The organism is Bartonella sp. B12(2025) (assembly GCF_053795135.1).
Genome location: NZ_CP200031.1, coordinates 362,539 through 378,652, shown reverse-complemented (window position 1 = coordinate 378,652; position 16,114 = coordinate 362,539). Strand labels below are relative to the sequence as shown.

Below are 16,114 nucleotides of genomic sequence, written 5' to 3'. Positions count from 1 at the left end.
TTTTTATTTCATAATTAAAAGGAGTATAAATGAAAAATATTATTGTATTCAATGCTCTAACTTAATACAGGAAAATTCAATTATCACTATGAAGCAATACGCTGATAGAAAAACATAAATAAAAATACTGCAAACAATGGCTTCTAGAAACTCATGAACATATCTGGATAATGTTCTTTTTTACATAGAATTACGGCGTAGCAGCACCGTTCATATTAATTGGAAAAGTGTACAAAAATACCATCTATTTCAAAACAAAAAACAAGTTCTAAACAAATATTTTTCTATTTTATGAGCTATCTGTAACATTTCAAGCTGATTTCATTGGATATAAAACGGTCATATATGATAAAAGCGACAAAATACTCACTCAAAAAAAGCATTAGGGACATACTTTTAAGGTTTTCAACTAGGTAAATAACAAAAAATTAGCATGTAGATTAAGACAATGAGCAATAATCCGCCCTACGATTTCAAGGGCAACAATACCACAACCCAAAGGATTTTTCGCTAAATAGAAAATGATATGACATTTCTAAATATTAAAGAGTACTGACTGTTGAAAACAGACCGCTGAATCAGACCAAGAGTTACACAAAAAGAAAAATAAAGATAAAATTTTAATAAAAGCAATAAGCATAAAAATCCTTACTTTAGCAATAATTTTTTTAACTTACTATTTGCTTATAAAAAGTTATTATTGTAACAAGCATTTAAGCTAACCATCTTATTGCAAGTAAGGTTTTTTAAGCATAGAATAATGCAAATATTATTAGAAATATTGTGTCAATTTTCTTAATAATATTTCTTGATTTTATCTAAGGTTTTTTAGTATAAAATACCATCATATACACTCCCTAATTCAAGCACACCCGACTGATAACTTGAATATATCCCCATTAACAATCGCGATCTGTTTTTAAATTATGTGTTTATAAGGAAAAAGTTTATGCAGAAAAAGATTCCATCAATCAGTTGCGGCCCCTTTCCCGCCTCACGCAAAATTTATCAACAGAGCCTTCTTTTTTCTGATGTGCATGTACCATTCCGTGAAATTTCATTGACAAATGGCAGTGGAGAAAAATCTTTAAGTGTCTATGATACTTCCGGTCCTTACACCGATAAAGACATGGTCATTGATATTACAAAAGGCTTGCCAGCAATTGGCTTACCTTGGCTCTCTAAACGCGCTGATACTGAATCTTATCCTGCACGACCAATTAAACCTGAAGATAATGGATTAGCTTATGATAAAAATCCGGCACAAGTCTTTGAGAAAAAACGGCCTATTTTGCGAGCAAAAGATGGCAAAGCAATAACGCAGATGGCTTATGCACGTGCAGGTATTATTACCGCAGAAATGGAATATGTTGCTATACGAGAAAATGAAGGACTAGAAGTAAAAGATCAGCAAAAAGTGCACTCAGATAAAACAGTTGGTGGATCAATACCAGAAATTTATACTGCAGAATTTGTTCGTAATGAAATTGCATGCGGACGTGCCATTATTCCCCAAAATATCAATCATCCAGAATGCGAACCAATGATTATTGGACGCAATTTTCGTGTTAAAATTAATGCTAATATTGGCAATTCAGCAGTTACTTCCTCTATGGCAGAAGAAGTTGATAAAATGGTTTGGGCTATTCGTTGGGGAGCAGATACAGTTATGGATCTCTCAACAGGGCGGAATATTCATAATATTCGGGAGTGGATTATTAGAAATTCGCCGGTTCCGATTGGAACTGTTCCTCTTTATCAAGCACTCGAAAAAGTACAAGGTATTGCTGAAAATTTAACATGGAATATCTTCCGCGATACCCTTATCGAACAAGCAGAACAAGGTGTTGATTATTTTACCATTCATGCAGGATTAAGATTACCATTTATTCCTCTAACTATTGATCGTGTAACAGGTATCGTCTCACGGGGCGGTTCAATTATGGCAAAATGGTGCCTACATCATCACAAAGAAAGTTTTCTCTATGAACATTTTGATGAAATTTGCGATATTGCACGCACTTATGACATTTCTCTTTCATTAGGAGATGGACTGCGCCCTGGTTCTATTGCCGATGCCAATGATGAAGCCCAATTTGCCGAACTTAAAACTTTGGGAGAATTGACAAAAATAGCCTGGGAAAAAGACGTACAGGTTATGATTGAAGGGCCTGGGCATGTCCCAATGCACAAAATTAAAGAAAATATGGAGCAACAATTAGATCACTGTCATGAAGCACCCTTTTACACTTTAGGTCCTCTTACTACTGACATCGCTCCTGGTTATGACCATATTACATCAGCAATTGGTGCCGCTATGATTGGATGGTTTGGAACAGCCATGCTGTGTTATGTAACGCCTAAAGAACACCTAGGACTCCCCGATAAAAATGATGTTAAAACTGGCGTGATCACTTATAAAATTGCTGCTCATGCCGCTGATCTTGCAAAAGGTTTGCCTAGAGCGCAACTGCGTGATAATGCCCTTTCACGTGCACGATTTGATTTTCGATGGCATGATCAATTCAATCTTTCTCTTGACCCAGAAACAGCCTGCACCCTTCATGATGAAACGATGCCTAAAGAAGCCCATAAATTGGTGCATTTTTGTTCCATGTGTGGACCAAAATTCTGTTCTATGCGTATTTCTCATGATATTCGTGAGACAGCAGCAATGAGAAAAACAAAAGATGAAGGTATGATTGCTATGGCCGAGAAATATCAAAAGAGTGGTGATCTTTATGTAGATGTTACTTCTGCTCAAAAAAAGAGAGTAAACAGTTGAAGAACATTCTTATTAAAGGCGCAGGTATCGGGGGATTAACGGTTGCCTTTATTTTACAACAAAAAGGTATTTCTGTTACTATATCAGCTCCTCCTCATTCTCCTATAGGGACTGCCAGTTGGTATGCGGGAGGAATGCTAGCACCTTACTGTGAAAGAGAAAATGCTGAACAAATTATTGAAGATCTTGGCATACAAGCCATACAATGGTGGTGCGAAACACTCCCCAATCTTGTAATGAAAAAAGGTACTTTAGTTGTCGCACCTACACGGGATAAGGTAGAACTTGAACGGTTTTCAGTACGTACACATAATCACAAAACCATAAACGGTGCAGAGATAGCTCATCTTGAACCGGATCTTGCGGAACGTTTTAATTGTGCACTATTTTATGAAAGTGAAGCGCATATTGATCCTCGCAAAGCACTTATCACTTTAAAAGAAAACCTTATAAAAAATGGAGCACGTTTTGTCGATACAGAAACATCTGAAATAAATTTTGATATTGTTATTGATGCGACTGGAATAGCGCGTTTAGGAAAAGACAAAAATATACGAGGCGTACGTGGTGAAATGCTTCTCGTACGCAGCACAGATATTACAATTTCTCGTCCAATTCGCCTTCTCCATCCACGTATTCCTCTCTATATTGTACCTCGACAAAATAATATTTTTATGATTGGTGCAACAATGATTGAGAGTGACTTTGATAGTGCCATCTCGGTAAGGTCAATGATGGAGTTGCTCAATGCAGCTTATACTTTACACCCCGCTTTTGCTGAAGCAGAAATTATTGAATCTGGCGTTGGTATACGACCATGCTATCCTGATAACTTCCCTTCTGTATACAAATATGGTAACCGTATTTCTATTAATGGATTTTATAGACATGGTTTTCTTTTATCTCCAGAAATGGCAAAACAAGCAATGAAATTGGCATTGGAGTAAAGCATGCAAATATTCGTCAACGGTGAAACAATCCAAACAGAAGTCATCACTCTCAATCTATTGCTTGAGGAATTAGGTTATGAAGGAAACTGGCTAGCAACCGCTGTTAATGCGGAAGTTATTCCTGTAGATGCACGCAGCAAATTTATCTTGTATGAAGGAGATAAAATTGAAATTTTAAGCCCAATGCAAGGAGGCTAAAACTATGCTGAATCTTTATGGACGTAAATTTTCTTCTCGTCTTATGTTAGGTACAGCTCAATATCCTTCACCAGCAATCCTTCGTGACGCTATTGATAAATCAAATACAGAAATTGTAACAGTTTCATTGCGCCGAGAAACCGCAGGTGGAAAACAAGGTGGACAATTTTGGCAATTCCTCAAAGAACTGGATATAACAGTGCTTCCAAATACTGCTGGTTGCTATACTGTTAAAGAAGCTGTTACAACTGCAAAACTCGCACGAGATCTCTTTAAAACGTCTTGGATCAAACTCGAAATTATAGGTAATTCCGATACCTTACAGCCAAATGTTTTTTCCTTAATCGAAGCAGTACAAATTTTAAACAGTGAAGGTTTCAAAATTTTTGCTTATACAACAGATGATCTGATTGTTGCTGAAAAGCTTTTGAATCTTGGATGCAAAGTCATTATGCCTTGGTGTGCTCCTATTGGATCTGCCAAAGGCCCCCATAATACCGATGGATTGCGTTCTATTCGCGCTTACCTTCCTGATGTTACCCTTGTTATTGATGCCGGCATTGGACGCCCATCACATGCTGCCGTTGCTATGGAGCTTGGTTATGATGCAGTACTTCTTAACACCGCAGTTGCCAAAGCAGGTAATCCTATCTTAATGGCTGAAGCATTTTCTAAAGCTGTTCAAGCAGGGCGTATGGGGTATAAAGCGGGAATTCTTGAAGCACGCAATCTAGCAGTTCCTTCAACACCCGTCATTGGGAAAGCAGTATTTTCATGAAACTGGATCCATTTTACCTCATTGTTGACAATGCGGATTGGGTTGAGCGTTTGGTTCCTCTTGGAATCAAGCTCATACAATTGCGTATGAAAAATGAAAGTCCGAAAGTAATCAGTCAACATATTAAGCGTGCAAAAAATATATGCGATAAATTGGGAGCACAATTAATTATTAATGATCATTGGAGAATAGCAATTGATGAAAAATGCAATTTTATTCATCTTGGGCAAGAAGATCTGAGCAATGCTGATCTTCACGCAATTCGTAAAAATGGTGTAAGACTTGGTCTTAGCACACATAGTGAACATGAGTTAGATATCGCGTTATCGGTTAATCCTGACTATATTGCACTTGGTCCTATTTATCCGACAATCTTAAAAAAAATGAAATGGAAACCTCAAGGATTAGAAAAAATCAAACAGTGGCGAAAGCAGATTGGCGCTTTACCTTTAGTAGGCATTGGTGGCTTAACACCAGAACGCGCAATTGGTGTTTTAAAAGCAGGAGCGAATAGTGCTGCTGTTGTAACCGACATTATTCTCCATGAAAAGCCTGAACAACGTGTCCAACAGTGGATAAAGATGACAAAAGCATGGCGTTAATTCCTTCTATTCTGATTATTGCGGGAACTGATCCAACAGGAGGCGCTGGTATTGTTCGTGATATAGAAACAGCTGCATATTTTCAAATAAAAGCAAATTTAGCCATCACCTGTGTTAACGTACAAGATGATAACCACGTGGCTGAAATTGTTCCAATGAGTGAAAAATTCATTGCCGCACAGATGCGTGTAGCCCTAGAGGCCAATCCAATAAGCGCAATAAAAATTGGTATGACAGGAACCAAAGAAATTATAGCAGCAATCTGTAATGTACTAGAAGACTATCCCCATATTCCAGTTATTCTTGATCCTGTACTTGTCGCTTCATCAGGAGGAAAACTGACAACAGAAAAAATCATAGACATTATGACCAACAAACTCCTCCCTCACGTTGATCTTTTAACACCGAATAGAGAAGAACTCGCCCTTCTCAGCCAAAGTCCATTGGCGTCTCATCATGAAGAAACAATACAGCAAGCAAAAAAGCTTCTGTCATTTGGTTCGCGCTCTATCTTGATAAAAGGTGGACATGCAGATGGCCCCCTCGCAACGGATAGCTTAATTGATAAAACTCAAATCATAAATATTTCCACTCCCCGCTTAACAGGAACAATGCGTGGAACAGGTTGCATTCTTTCAAGCGCCATTGCGGCACATTTAGCTTTAAATGAATCTATGACTCAGGCAATAAAAAATGCAAAAGCATATATTCATACACTGCTGTTAAATCATAATCAAAAAGGTTATTAAAAGCCTAATATTATTTCATGGTCCGATAAAATATTTTTACTGCATTTTTCAGTTAATATGATTATTTTTCCTTAAAATACATGCATCTGTATAGACATATAATTATTAACATTAGTATAAAAAATATTTATAATAGAAATATTTAATTTTTATTTATATTTAAGAAATATAATACTATAAGATATATTTTTATAACTTTATAAAACGATAATATCACTGTTAGAGTATCTCAATTTATATCACTTGCTTTTGATAAAAAAATTTTTTATTGTGGGGAAATTCTATATATCTTAACTTATAAGATAATGCATTGAAAACTGCAAACAACCTTATATTACAGTTTTTCTTTTTTGTCTTTGTCGTGAAAAGAGGCTATCATTGTTTCATATTAAATTACTAACGAATACAGCATAAAGCTTTAAGGATAATGCTATTTGGTCTATTCATAATAGATAGATCATCAGAAGACATGAAATGTTAAATCAAACACCACACTCAATCTCATATGAAGAACTCTTAAGCTTTTATAAAGAAAGTGGTGCGGATGCTGTCCTAACAGATTCACCTATTGACCGCTTTAGTCAATCTGCTTCTTTAGAGAAAAAATCAACACAAGTAGTAAATATTTCTCATAACCAGCAGACATCACCAACCATAAAGCTACGCAATCATCCGCTGCCTCATATCGGTACCACACAAGACGAACTTTCAGCTATAAAGATAGCAAAAAGTGCAAATACACTTGATGAACTAAAATCTGCTCTCCTCGCATTTAATGGTTGTTCATTAAAATTAACAGCGAAAAATACCTGTTTTTCAGATGGAACAGCGGGAAGCCCACTCATGCTCATAGGAGAAGCGCCAGGACGAGAAGAAGATATACAAGGAACTCCATTCGTAGGAAAAGCGGGAATGTTACTTAATAAAATCCTCGCATCAATTGGCTTAACAAGAAATAATGTTTACATAGCCAACACTATTCCTTGGCGTCCGCCAGGAAATCGCACACCAACACCAAGAGAAGTCGCATTATGCCGCCCTTTCATTGAACGGCAAATTCGTTTAGCGAATCCTCGTATTCTTATAGCACTAGGGGGAGTTGCTATGCAGTTTCTTACGAAATCTCAAAATGGAATTATTAGAACCCGAGGAAAATGGCTCACCTATGAAAGCGAAGACAACATAAAAATACCTGTTATGCCAACCTTTCATCCTGCTTACCTTCTCCGAACTCCTAGCCAAAAGAAGCTTACATGGACAGACTTTTTAGAAGTAAAAAAGCGCTTAGATAGCTTTTTGTAATTTCTTAATCTTAGCTGTCTCAAAAGATAAATACTCTTTCAATCCGTAACTCTTAAAAATACTAATAGGAAAAAATTATGCAACAATCAACAGTATCCGTTTATCGTCTAGAAGACTACCAACCAACCCCTTATGCTATACCAAAAACACAACTTCACTTCCGTTTGGCACCAACCAAAACCTATGTTACAGCAGTATTGTCTATTGAACCTCGTTGCAATACAAAAGAATTAACACCTCTTATCCTTTCTGGCGATGATCTTACATTAATTTCTGTTTCTATTAATGGCGAGACATTGTCTGAAGATGCTTATAAAGTCACTCCTTCACGTTTAGAAATTATAACCCCACCAACAGCTCCTTTTACATTGCAATTGATCACGGAACTGAATCCTGAAAGCAACCGCCAACTCATGGGACTTTATCTTTCAAATGGTGTCTATTGCACACAATGTGAAGCAGAAGGTTTTCGTCGTATTACTTATTTTTATGATCGTCCCGATGTCCTTTCCACCTATACGGTAAAAATCGAAGCAGATTCTCAAACCGCTCCTATCTTGCTTTCCAATGGGAACCTTGTAGAAACAGGAACACTTGAGGAAAACCGTCACTTTGCCATTTGGGAAGATCCTTATCCCAAACCATCTTATCTCTTTGCTTTAGTTGGTGGCAATCTTGATAAGTTAGAAGACCATTTTACTACCGTATCTGGTCGACGTATCAAGCTTAGTATCTATGTAGAAAAAGGAAAGACCAAACGTGCAACCTACGCAATGGATGCCCTAAAACGTTCCATGCGTTGGGACGAGCAACGTTTCGGACGCGAATATGACCTTGATATTTTCAATATTGTTGCTGTTTCCGACTTTAATATGGGTGCAATGGAAAATAAAGGGCTTAACATCTTTAATGATAAATATGTTCTTGCAGATTCTGAAACAGCAACCGATCATGATTATAGAAATATCGAACGCGTCATTGCTCATGAATATTTCCATAACTGGAGCGGCAATCGCATTACTTGTCGTGATTGGTTCCAACTTTGTTTAAAAGAAGGCTTAACTGTTTACCGTGATCAAGAATTTTCTTCAGATCAGAATGTACGCAGCTTACAACGAATTGAAAATATAAAAACATTAAAAGCTATGCAATTTACTGAAGATTCTGGTCCGCTTGCTCACCCTGTACGCCCTCGTCAATATAGCCAAATCAACAATTTTTATACCACAACCGTTTATGAAAAAGGTGCAGAAATCGTTCGCATGGTGCATACTATTTTAGGCTCCGATCTTTTTCGTAAAGGAATGGATCTCTATTTTCAACGCCATGATGGGCAAGCTTGTACAATTGAAGATTTTATCGCCTGTTTTGCTGAAGTCTCTGGTCGAGACTTTTCACAATTCATGCTGTGGTATGAACAAGCAGGAACGCCCAATGTGGAAATCAACCACCATTACAGCGATGGTGTTTTAACGTTTCATGTAAAACAACATATTCCAGCAACACCGCAACAAAGCATAAAAAAGCCTATGCTTATCCCTATCACTTTTGGGCTCTTAGGACATAACGGAGAATCTCTAACTTATGAAGCTGATGCAGATATTCAATCAGATGTCATGCTTCTATCCAAAGAGACCCAAACGTTCACATTAAAAGGGCTACGTGAAAAACCTGTTTTGTCACTTCTCAGAGACTTCTCTGCACCTATCAACCTACAAACTCCATTCAATGAAAGTGAACTTATCTTTCTTGCACAAAATGATAGCAATCAACTCAACCGTTGGCAGTCGCTTAACCATTTGATGACGCAAGCTTTGATTAAAGCTATTCAAGACGAAACACAAGCACAAGAGGGCATGCCTTCTCCTTTGTTAAAATTGATTGAAACCATCATTAACGATGAACGCCTTGAACCAGAGTTTCGCGCATTTTGTTTAAGTTTACCTAGCGAGGTTGAGCTTGCTCATACAATCGGTGAAAATGTTTATCCAGACCGTATTCACCATGTGCGCAATCAGTTTTTAGCTTCTATCGCATATACGCATCAAGAACTCTTAACAAAAGTTTATGAGCAAATGCAAAACAAAGATCCCTATTCACCAAATACTGAGCAAGTTGGAAAGCGAGCATTACGGAATATTATGCTAGACTATCTTTCCATTGCAGAAGCCAAACCAAACCGTGCTGCCACACAATATGCAACAGCTAATAATATGACTGATCGCATGGCCAGTATAACCATCTTAGTGCAGCGCTTTAACGAAAGTGAGCAGACGCAAAATGCCTTAAATGATTTTGAAAGCCGGTATCAACATGATCCTTTGGTTATGGATAAATGGTTCTCCATTCAAGCAATGGTCGCGGGAGCATCAACACTTGACCATGTTCAAAAACTCATGCAACATCCGCTTTTTTCACAAGATAATCCCAATCGTGTACGAGCCTTGATTGGTGTCTTTGCCTCTAACAACCTAACAGGTTTTAATAGAATTGATGGTGCATCCTATCATTTTCTTTGCCAAACCATTTTGGAAATTGACAAAAAAAATCCACAGCTTGCTTCACGCTTATTAACAATGCTGCGCTCTTGGAGACAATTGGAACCTATTCGACAACAAAAATTTAAAACTGCACTAAAAACAATTGCAGAAACTCCAAAATTGTCAAGCGATGTAACTGATATCATCAATCGTCTGCTTGCTTAAAATAAAAAAATGATTTTTAATCAATATATTATAATACTTCTTACGAAATAAGCTCAACGAGCTACTCGACAATAATATAGACCTATAAACAGGTAGTTTAAGCTTGTTTATAGGTCTTTTTTTAAGGCTCCTTTTCATTTTCATACTCCAGGCTTATAAAAGTACAACTACTTTTCTAAAAAAAGACTGGACAGAAGACTCCTGTTTTGATTCATTGCACCCTATGGGGTTACCATGAATATCAAAACAGTTTTAAAAACACATCATTCCATAATTAAAGGAACTAGAAATGGCTAAACTGGACGCATATAATGCGCCAACAGAGGGATATGCTGATTCAAAATCGAGCGCTCAAAATCATAAAGCGCGGGTAAAGCGTATTAATCTGTTTTCTGGCTCAGCCTATCAAAAGCTTTTATTTATTGAACCTTGGCTGCGGCGCTCTATTCCATTTGTCATTATTGCATTTCTTGTTGTGCTGGCAGCAATTCGTTTCATATCAATCTACGATTGGCGCCATGCGATTGATAAAAACACACGTTCCACCATCACTCTCTTAGCCTCTCATATTACCAACACAATTGATCGTGACTTACTTGCCGCTACCCAGAAAGGCAAAGTCGCTGCTTTTTCTCACAATCATTTGCAAAATATTCTTACCAGTTTTCGTAATCAAGGTCTTATCAATCCCAGCACTATTATTGCCATAGTCGATCAAAAAGGTAACGTTCTAGCTTCATCCAGTTCTGAAATCATTTTAGGAAAACCCTTATGGGATTTTATCTCTGAGAACACTGCATTACGATCTCTCGGAAAACACGCTGGAATCATGAAAATCACCATAGGCGAAGATAAACCTGCTCTCGCTTCTTTTCACCAAACAGAAAATGGGCAATATGGTGTATTCATCAGTGAAAAAATGCAACATATTTACATAGAATGGCGCAAAATTTTCTCATTAAATATGACCCTATTTATAGGGACTACGGGTGTTATTTTAGCTCTCCTCTATGCTTATTACAATCAAATTGTACGAGCACGCAATACAGATCTTATTTCAGAAAAAACTCAGAATCGCATTGACATGGCAATGATGCGTGGACGCTGTGGACTGTGGGATTGGAATATGGCAAGCGGACGTGTTTACTGGTCACGAGCAATTTATGAAATGCTCGGCTATGTTCCTCAAGATGCATTGCTATCAATTTCCCAAATTGCCGCCATTATTAACCCAAAGGACGCTAACTTTTTTGATCTTGCTCAGGAATTAATGAGTGGTAAAAAAAGGCATATCGATATTAATGTCCCCATGCGTCATGCCGATGGTCATTATGTATGGATGCGCATTCGTGCTGAAGTTACGGATGAAGAAGAACCTCATTTGGTTGGTATTGCCTTCGATATTAGTGAACAGCGTCAACTCGCCGAAGAAACAGCGCAAGCCGACCTTCGCATCCGTGATGCGATCGAGAATATTTCAGAGTCTTTTGTATTATGGGATTCAGAAGGACGTTTGGTCATGTCTAACAGCAAATTTTGTGAATATGCAGCTATCCCTAAACAAGTTTTACAATCAGGTATCCAACGTGCAACTGTTGAAGCTATGGCTCGTCCTGCAATCAGTGAGTACCCACTCAAAGATGATGGTACTGGTAACTTAACCAGTATTCGCCAAACTGCAGATGGTTGTTGGCTTAAAATTAATGAACGGCGCACCCAAGATGGAGGGTTTGTTTGTATTGGTACAGATATTTCTGAACTTAAACAACAACAGGAAAAATTTGAAGACAGTGAAAGACGCCTTTTTTCTTTTATTCAAGAACTCAAACGTGCACGAGGAAATGCTCAGCAACGTGCAACAGAAGTTGAAAAACTTAATAAAAGCCTGAAAGCAGAAAAGGAGCGCGCTGAAAGTGCTAACAAAGCGAAGTCAGAATTCCTAGCCAATATGTCCCATGAATTGCGTACTCCACTTAATGCTATTCTCGGCTTTTCAGATATCATGTTGCAATCCACCTTTGGACCTCTTGGTTCGCAACGTTATAAAGAATATATGCACGACATTTACAATTCAGGAACCCATCTTCTAACCCTTATCAATGATATCCTTGATATGTCCAAAATCGAAGCTGGAAGATTTACCCTTAATTGTAAAAATATTGATCTTGAGCCCATTATCAGCGAAGCAGCACGAACACTTACGCCGCAGGCTCAAGAAAAAAATATTTCTGTTACAACAAATATTGCTCCAGAACTACATGCTGAAGTTGATGGCCGTGCCATGAAACAGATCTTTCTTAACCTCATCTCTAATGCTGTTAAATTCACACCTTCTGGCGGAACCATTGATGTCTGCGCTTTCAAGAAAAAAAATAAACTTGTTTGTAAAATTAAAGATACAGGAGTTGGTATTCCCCAATCAGCAATCAAAAAACTCGGACAACCTTTTGAACAAGTTGAAAATCAACTCACCAAAACCCATACTGGCTCCGGTCTTGGATTAGCCATTTCGCGCTCCTTGCTAGAACTACATAAAGGAAAACTTGAAATTATCTCCAAAGAAATGAAAGGTACAACTGTAACCATTATAATGCCAATCAAACAAAGTTAAATCCACTTTAAATTTCCCCATTTTTTTCCCGTTGTAGCAAAATTTGTTTCCGCTTGATACCCCAACGATATCCGGAGATAAAACCATCCTGGCGCACCACACGATGACAAGGAATGATTAATGCCAATTCGTTACGTGCACATGCATTAGCAACTGCGCGAAAAGCGTTTGGCATAGCAATACGTTGCGCTAACGTCTGATATGAAATTGTTTCACCACACGGCACTTCACATAATACTGTCCATACTTTCTGTTGAAAGACTGTGCCATTTATATCCAAGGGAAAATCATATTTCCTTACAAACTTAGGATTTTCTACCATTGCTACAATATGTGCAACTTCCCTCTTAAATGTGTTGTCATCAGTCACTTGTTGTACATCATCAAAGCGCGCTGTAAACTCCTGTAGTAATTGTTCTGTAGTATCCCCCAGCGCTATATTACAAATTCCTTTATGAGACTTTGCTACCAAAAGCCCTCCTATTGAGATATTTTTTAGACAAAATATTTTCCTTTTTGAAATATTCAGCATTTTGACTTTTTTTAATCCTTTCAAGATTTTGAATATCATCAATAAAATAAAGAAAGGAAATTTCTCATCACTATCTTTACAAGGAAAATTCACCCTAGAATCATCTTCTCAGCCATTAACTCAAAATCATACTTTAACCATTTTATGGAATAATGAATCAAACAATAAGAAGCTGAACTATCTTTTATGCTTGAATCCTAATAATTATAAGAAATTAAATGGTGAGCATCTTAAAGCGTAAAGCCCTAGCATATCAGAACAAATTCTGTGAATAGTTTTACCTAAAATTCAAGAAACTGTTTATCTTTTGACAGGAAGATATCAACCTTCTCTACATAGAGAACATAAAAGTTTTCTGAAAGAATGAGAGTTTCCAGAACGCATATATATCAGCTATGCCGAAAGAATAAATACTTTATACAATCAGCAAAAAATTTTTATAACAATATAATAAATGATGCAAACATCTGAGCAGAACTTTTTTACAAGTTTGTACTAATTAAGTCTCTGTATAATATCTTATTATTGTTTTAAAAAATTATAATATCAAGCAAACGATTTTTATATTAATAATAGCTTAAAGAAGAAAGTATTGCTGTATCAAATGATTCCACAAAATATGAAAAACTATGAACACTTCTTATAAATCAATGTATTTTATATTATATGTAATTATATAAAACTTAATTATTGTAATTACTACATAATTATTATTGTATATTTTAAAAATCTAATTTAAAATTATAATTTCTATTTTAATAGATTATAATATAACAATGCTTTCTCTGTTTTTGTCATCTCTTGAATTACTATCTACTTTTTCCTATTAATCATTTCGTAATGTTGTTTAACTAATCAATTTCAATAGTATTATAATTGTCTTGTTTTCTGTTATAAAACATAAAATATTCAATAACAAGATATGCTATGGAAATCAAAAATACATGATATAGATTTTTTTCTTCATGCATCTGTACAAATCGTATCTAATGCTATCGTATTCGTTAAGCTATGTCGTGAACATGATCTTATTAGCTCAAAATGCTCTGTATTTGTGCTCTTTTCTGTTATTTAAATAAAATGTTCATGACAACAAAAAAATAGAAAACTCTACCATCACCAAAAACACTCCAAATAAGATGGTATCTCCCTTTTTAAAAAGGCTCTACAGAATATATCTGAAAAATAAAAGCCCTATTCGAAAATAGGGCTTTTTGATAATTTAATCTTACAGCAACTTAAAATTTGTAAGCTACACCAACGCGGAAATCATTCGTCTTGTAACCCATTTCAATTTTTTTATGTGCGAATTTTTTCTTACCAAAATCTAAGTAACGATATTCTGCACGCATAATAATATTATTAGTCACTGCAAAATCAATACCACCTCCAAAGGTATAACCAACCATCACCTTTTTTTCATCATGCGACAAGTTAGAAAAATCAATTGCTCTATTTTCTACATCATCTACTTTAGAAACAATACTTCGAAGTTGCGTATAAGCAACCCCCCCAGCAACATAAGGCATCATACGATCAACAACAAAACCAACTCGTACCCGCGTAGCACCAGCCCATTTTTGTTTTAAAGTATAACACACAGCTTTAGTATATGTCGCCGGAGCATCATCTCGAGGCTCTAACTTTAAACTTGTTCCTTCTAAAGCTTTTGATGCTGCTTTACTTTGTTTTTTTTTCGATGAGCTGACATATTTTGTATCTTTTTTATCAGACCATATTATATCCGTATCAATACCTATAATAAGAGCACTATCGATATCAATATTGGAACCTGCATAAAGACCACCTACAAAACCGGAAAGTTTAGGTAAAAGCTCTTTTTTAACTAGACTCTCTTTCCCTGCACTTCCATCTCCTAAATAACTTGCGGTCGTTTTACTTGAAAAATTACCAATTTGGCCTCCAACATAAAAACCTGTCCAAGAAAAAGTAGAAGCTGTAATAGCAGATGCAGGATATCCTGATGTAACAGCACCTGCTGTCTGTACTACAGAAATTAAAGTTAAAGAAAAAATAGATGTTGTTATTAAGTATTTTGTAGCCATAATTGCTCCCCTAAAAGCTAATGTGACACATAATGATCGAATAGTTTCATATTTTTTTCAAAAAATCTGTAGTAAAAATGATACATTTACAAAAAAATAAAATTTTTATTGAAAAATACAAGTAAACTTATAAATAATGTTGTAAAGTTATTTAAACTTTCTATAATTTACATTTAAGTTATTATTTTTATAAATTTTTATTCTCCTCATATTTCTCGCATTCCCTAGAATTATGCACATAATCGTAACACCAGTAAAAAAATGAAGTTACGTTGTCAGTAAAGCTTCTTATCTCATTTTTCCCAAGTCCGTTATAGCTGTGGTAACAACAATACGGACTCTACAAACTCTGTAAGACCCCATCTAAATTTATGCAATAAAGACACCATTGCCCATACTCTTCTGAATAGAATATATCTGTTTTGATATGAATCGTATAAACAGGTGATGTAATACTGTAATATACGTTGACTAAAAAATCTGACAAATAGCAATCATTCATAAAAAGGTAGAAAAAAGCTCATTTTAAATTGCTGAATAAACAATAATACCTAGAATTAGCTAGTTTAGCATAGAGGCTTTCCACACAAAAAGTTGACCGAGAACAGCTTGCACTGTCTGCTTTCTGAAATGCATAATTAAATAAAACATTAAAAATTCAATATATAGAAAAAGAGTAATAATACCTACAACTAAATTTAAAATAAAAATCTTATAAATAAAAGTTCTTTTAAAACAAATAAATAATATTACATAATCACTCGATATAAAGAAAGATGAACAACTAAATTGCTTTTAATTTTAAAAATAAATATATAAAATTAACAATTATAAAA

The 16,114-nt window shown here is 35.9% G+C and carries 11 protein-coding genes; 9 read left to right on the top strand and 2 right to left on the bottom strand.

Annotated features, from left to right (window positions below):
- Positions 1–949 precede the first annotated feature (949 nt).
- From thiC to V3564_RS01525, 9 genes are all read left to right on the top strand, one after another.
- On the top strand, positions 950–2,785 hold the full coding sequence (gene thiC / locus V3564_RS01565; RefSeq protein WP_455481099.1) for a phosphomethylpyrimidine synthase ThiC: 1,836 nt from the start codon (positions 950–952) through the stop codon (positions 2,783–2,785).
- On the top strand, positions 2,782–3,732 hold the full coding sequence (locus V3564_RS01560; protein ID WP_455481098.1) for an FAD-dependent oxidoreductase: 951 nt from the start codon (positions 2,782–2,784) through the stop codon (positions 3,730–3,732). The genes thiC and V3564_RS01560 overlap by 4 nt, the downstream gene beginning before the upstream one ends.
- Before the next feature lie 3 nt (positions 3,733–3,735).
- Positions 3,736–3,933, top strand: coding sequence for a sulfur carrier protein ThiS (thiS, locus tag V3564_RS01555; protein WP_455481097.1), 198 nt, complete (start codon positions 3,736–3,738; stop codon positions 3,931–3,933).
- 4 nt (positions 3,934–3,937) lie between these two features.
- Entirely contained in the window at positions 3,938–4,711 is a 774-nt protein-coding gene (locus V3564_RS01550; RefSeq protein WP_455481096.1) for a thiazole synthase, read from the top strand.
- Positions 4,708–5,313 (top strand): thiamine phosphate synthase, encoded by a 606-nt coding sequence (locus tag V3564_RS01545; protein ID WP_455481095.1) that lies wholly within the window; start codon positions 4,708–4,710, stop codon positions 5,311–5,313. Before V3564_RS01550 ends, V3564_RS01545 begins: the two co-directional genes overlap by 4 nt.
- On the top strand, positions 5,304–6,062 hold the full coding sequence (locus V3564_RS01540) for a hydroxymethylpyrimidine/phosphomethylpyrimidine kinase (RefSeq protein ID WP_455481094.1): 759 nt from the start codon (positions 5,304–5,306) through the stop codon (positions 6,060–6,062). The genes V3564_RS01545 and V3564_RS01540 overlap by 10 nt, the downstream gene beginning before the upstream one ends.
- 474 nt (positions 6,063–6,536) lie before the next feature.
- The gene (locus tag V3564_RS01535; protein ID WP_455481093.1) at positions 6,537–7,364 is read left to right on the top strand and encodes a uracil-DNA glycosylase; all 828 of its coding nucleotides are present in this window, start codon (positions 6,537–6,539) and stop codon (positions 7,362–7,364) included.
- 77 nt (positions 7,365–7,441) lie between these two features.
- Entirely contained in the window at positions 7,442–10,069 is a 2,628-nt protein-coding gene (gene pepN, locus V3564_RS01530; protein WP_455481092.1) for an aminopeptidase N, read from the top strand.
- Between the two features lie 289 nt (positions 10,070–10,358).
- Positions 10,359–12,680, top strand: a complete 2,322-nt coding sequence (locus V3564_RS01525) for a PAS domain-containing sensor histidine kinase (RefSeq protein WP_455481091.1) — start codon at positions 10,359–10,361, stop codon at positions 12,678–12,680.
- 7 nt (positions 12,681–12,687) lie between these two features.
- On the opposite strand, the gene V3564_RS01520 is transcribed toward V3564_RS01525, so the two are convergent.
- Together V3564_RS01520 and V3564_RS01515 are read right to left on the bottom strand one after the other, a co-directional pair.
- A complete protein-coding gene (locus V3564_RS01520; protein WP_455481428.1) occupies positions 12,688–13,212 on the bottom strand; it encodes a methylated-DNA--[protein]-cysteine S-methyltransferase in 525 nt (174 codons plus the stop codon).
- Positions 13,213–14,450: 1,238 nt separating this feature from the next.
- A complete protein-coding gene (locus tag V3564_RS01515; RefSeq protein ID WP_455481090.1) occupies positions 14,451–15,278 on the bottom strand; it encodes an outer membrane protein in 828 nt (275 codons plus the stop codon).
- Positions 15,279–16,114: the final 836 nt, after the last annotated feature.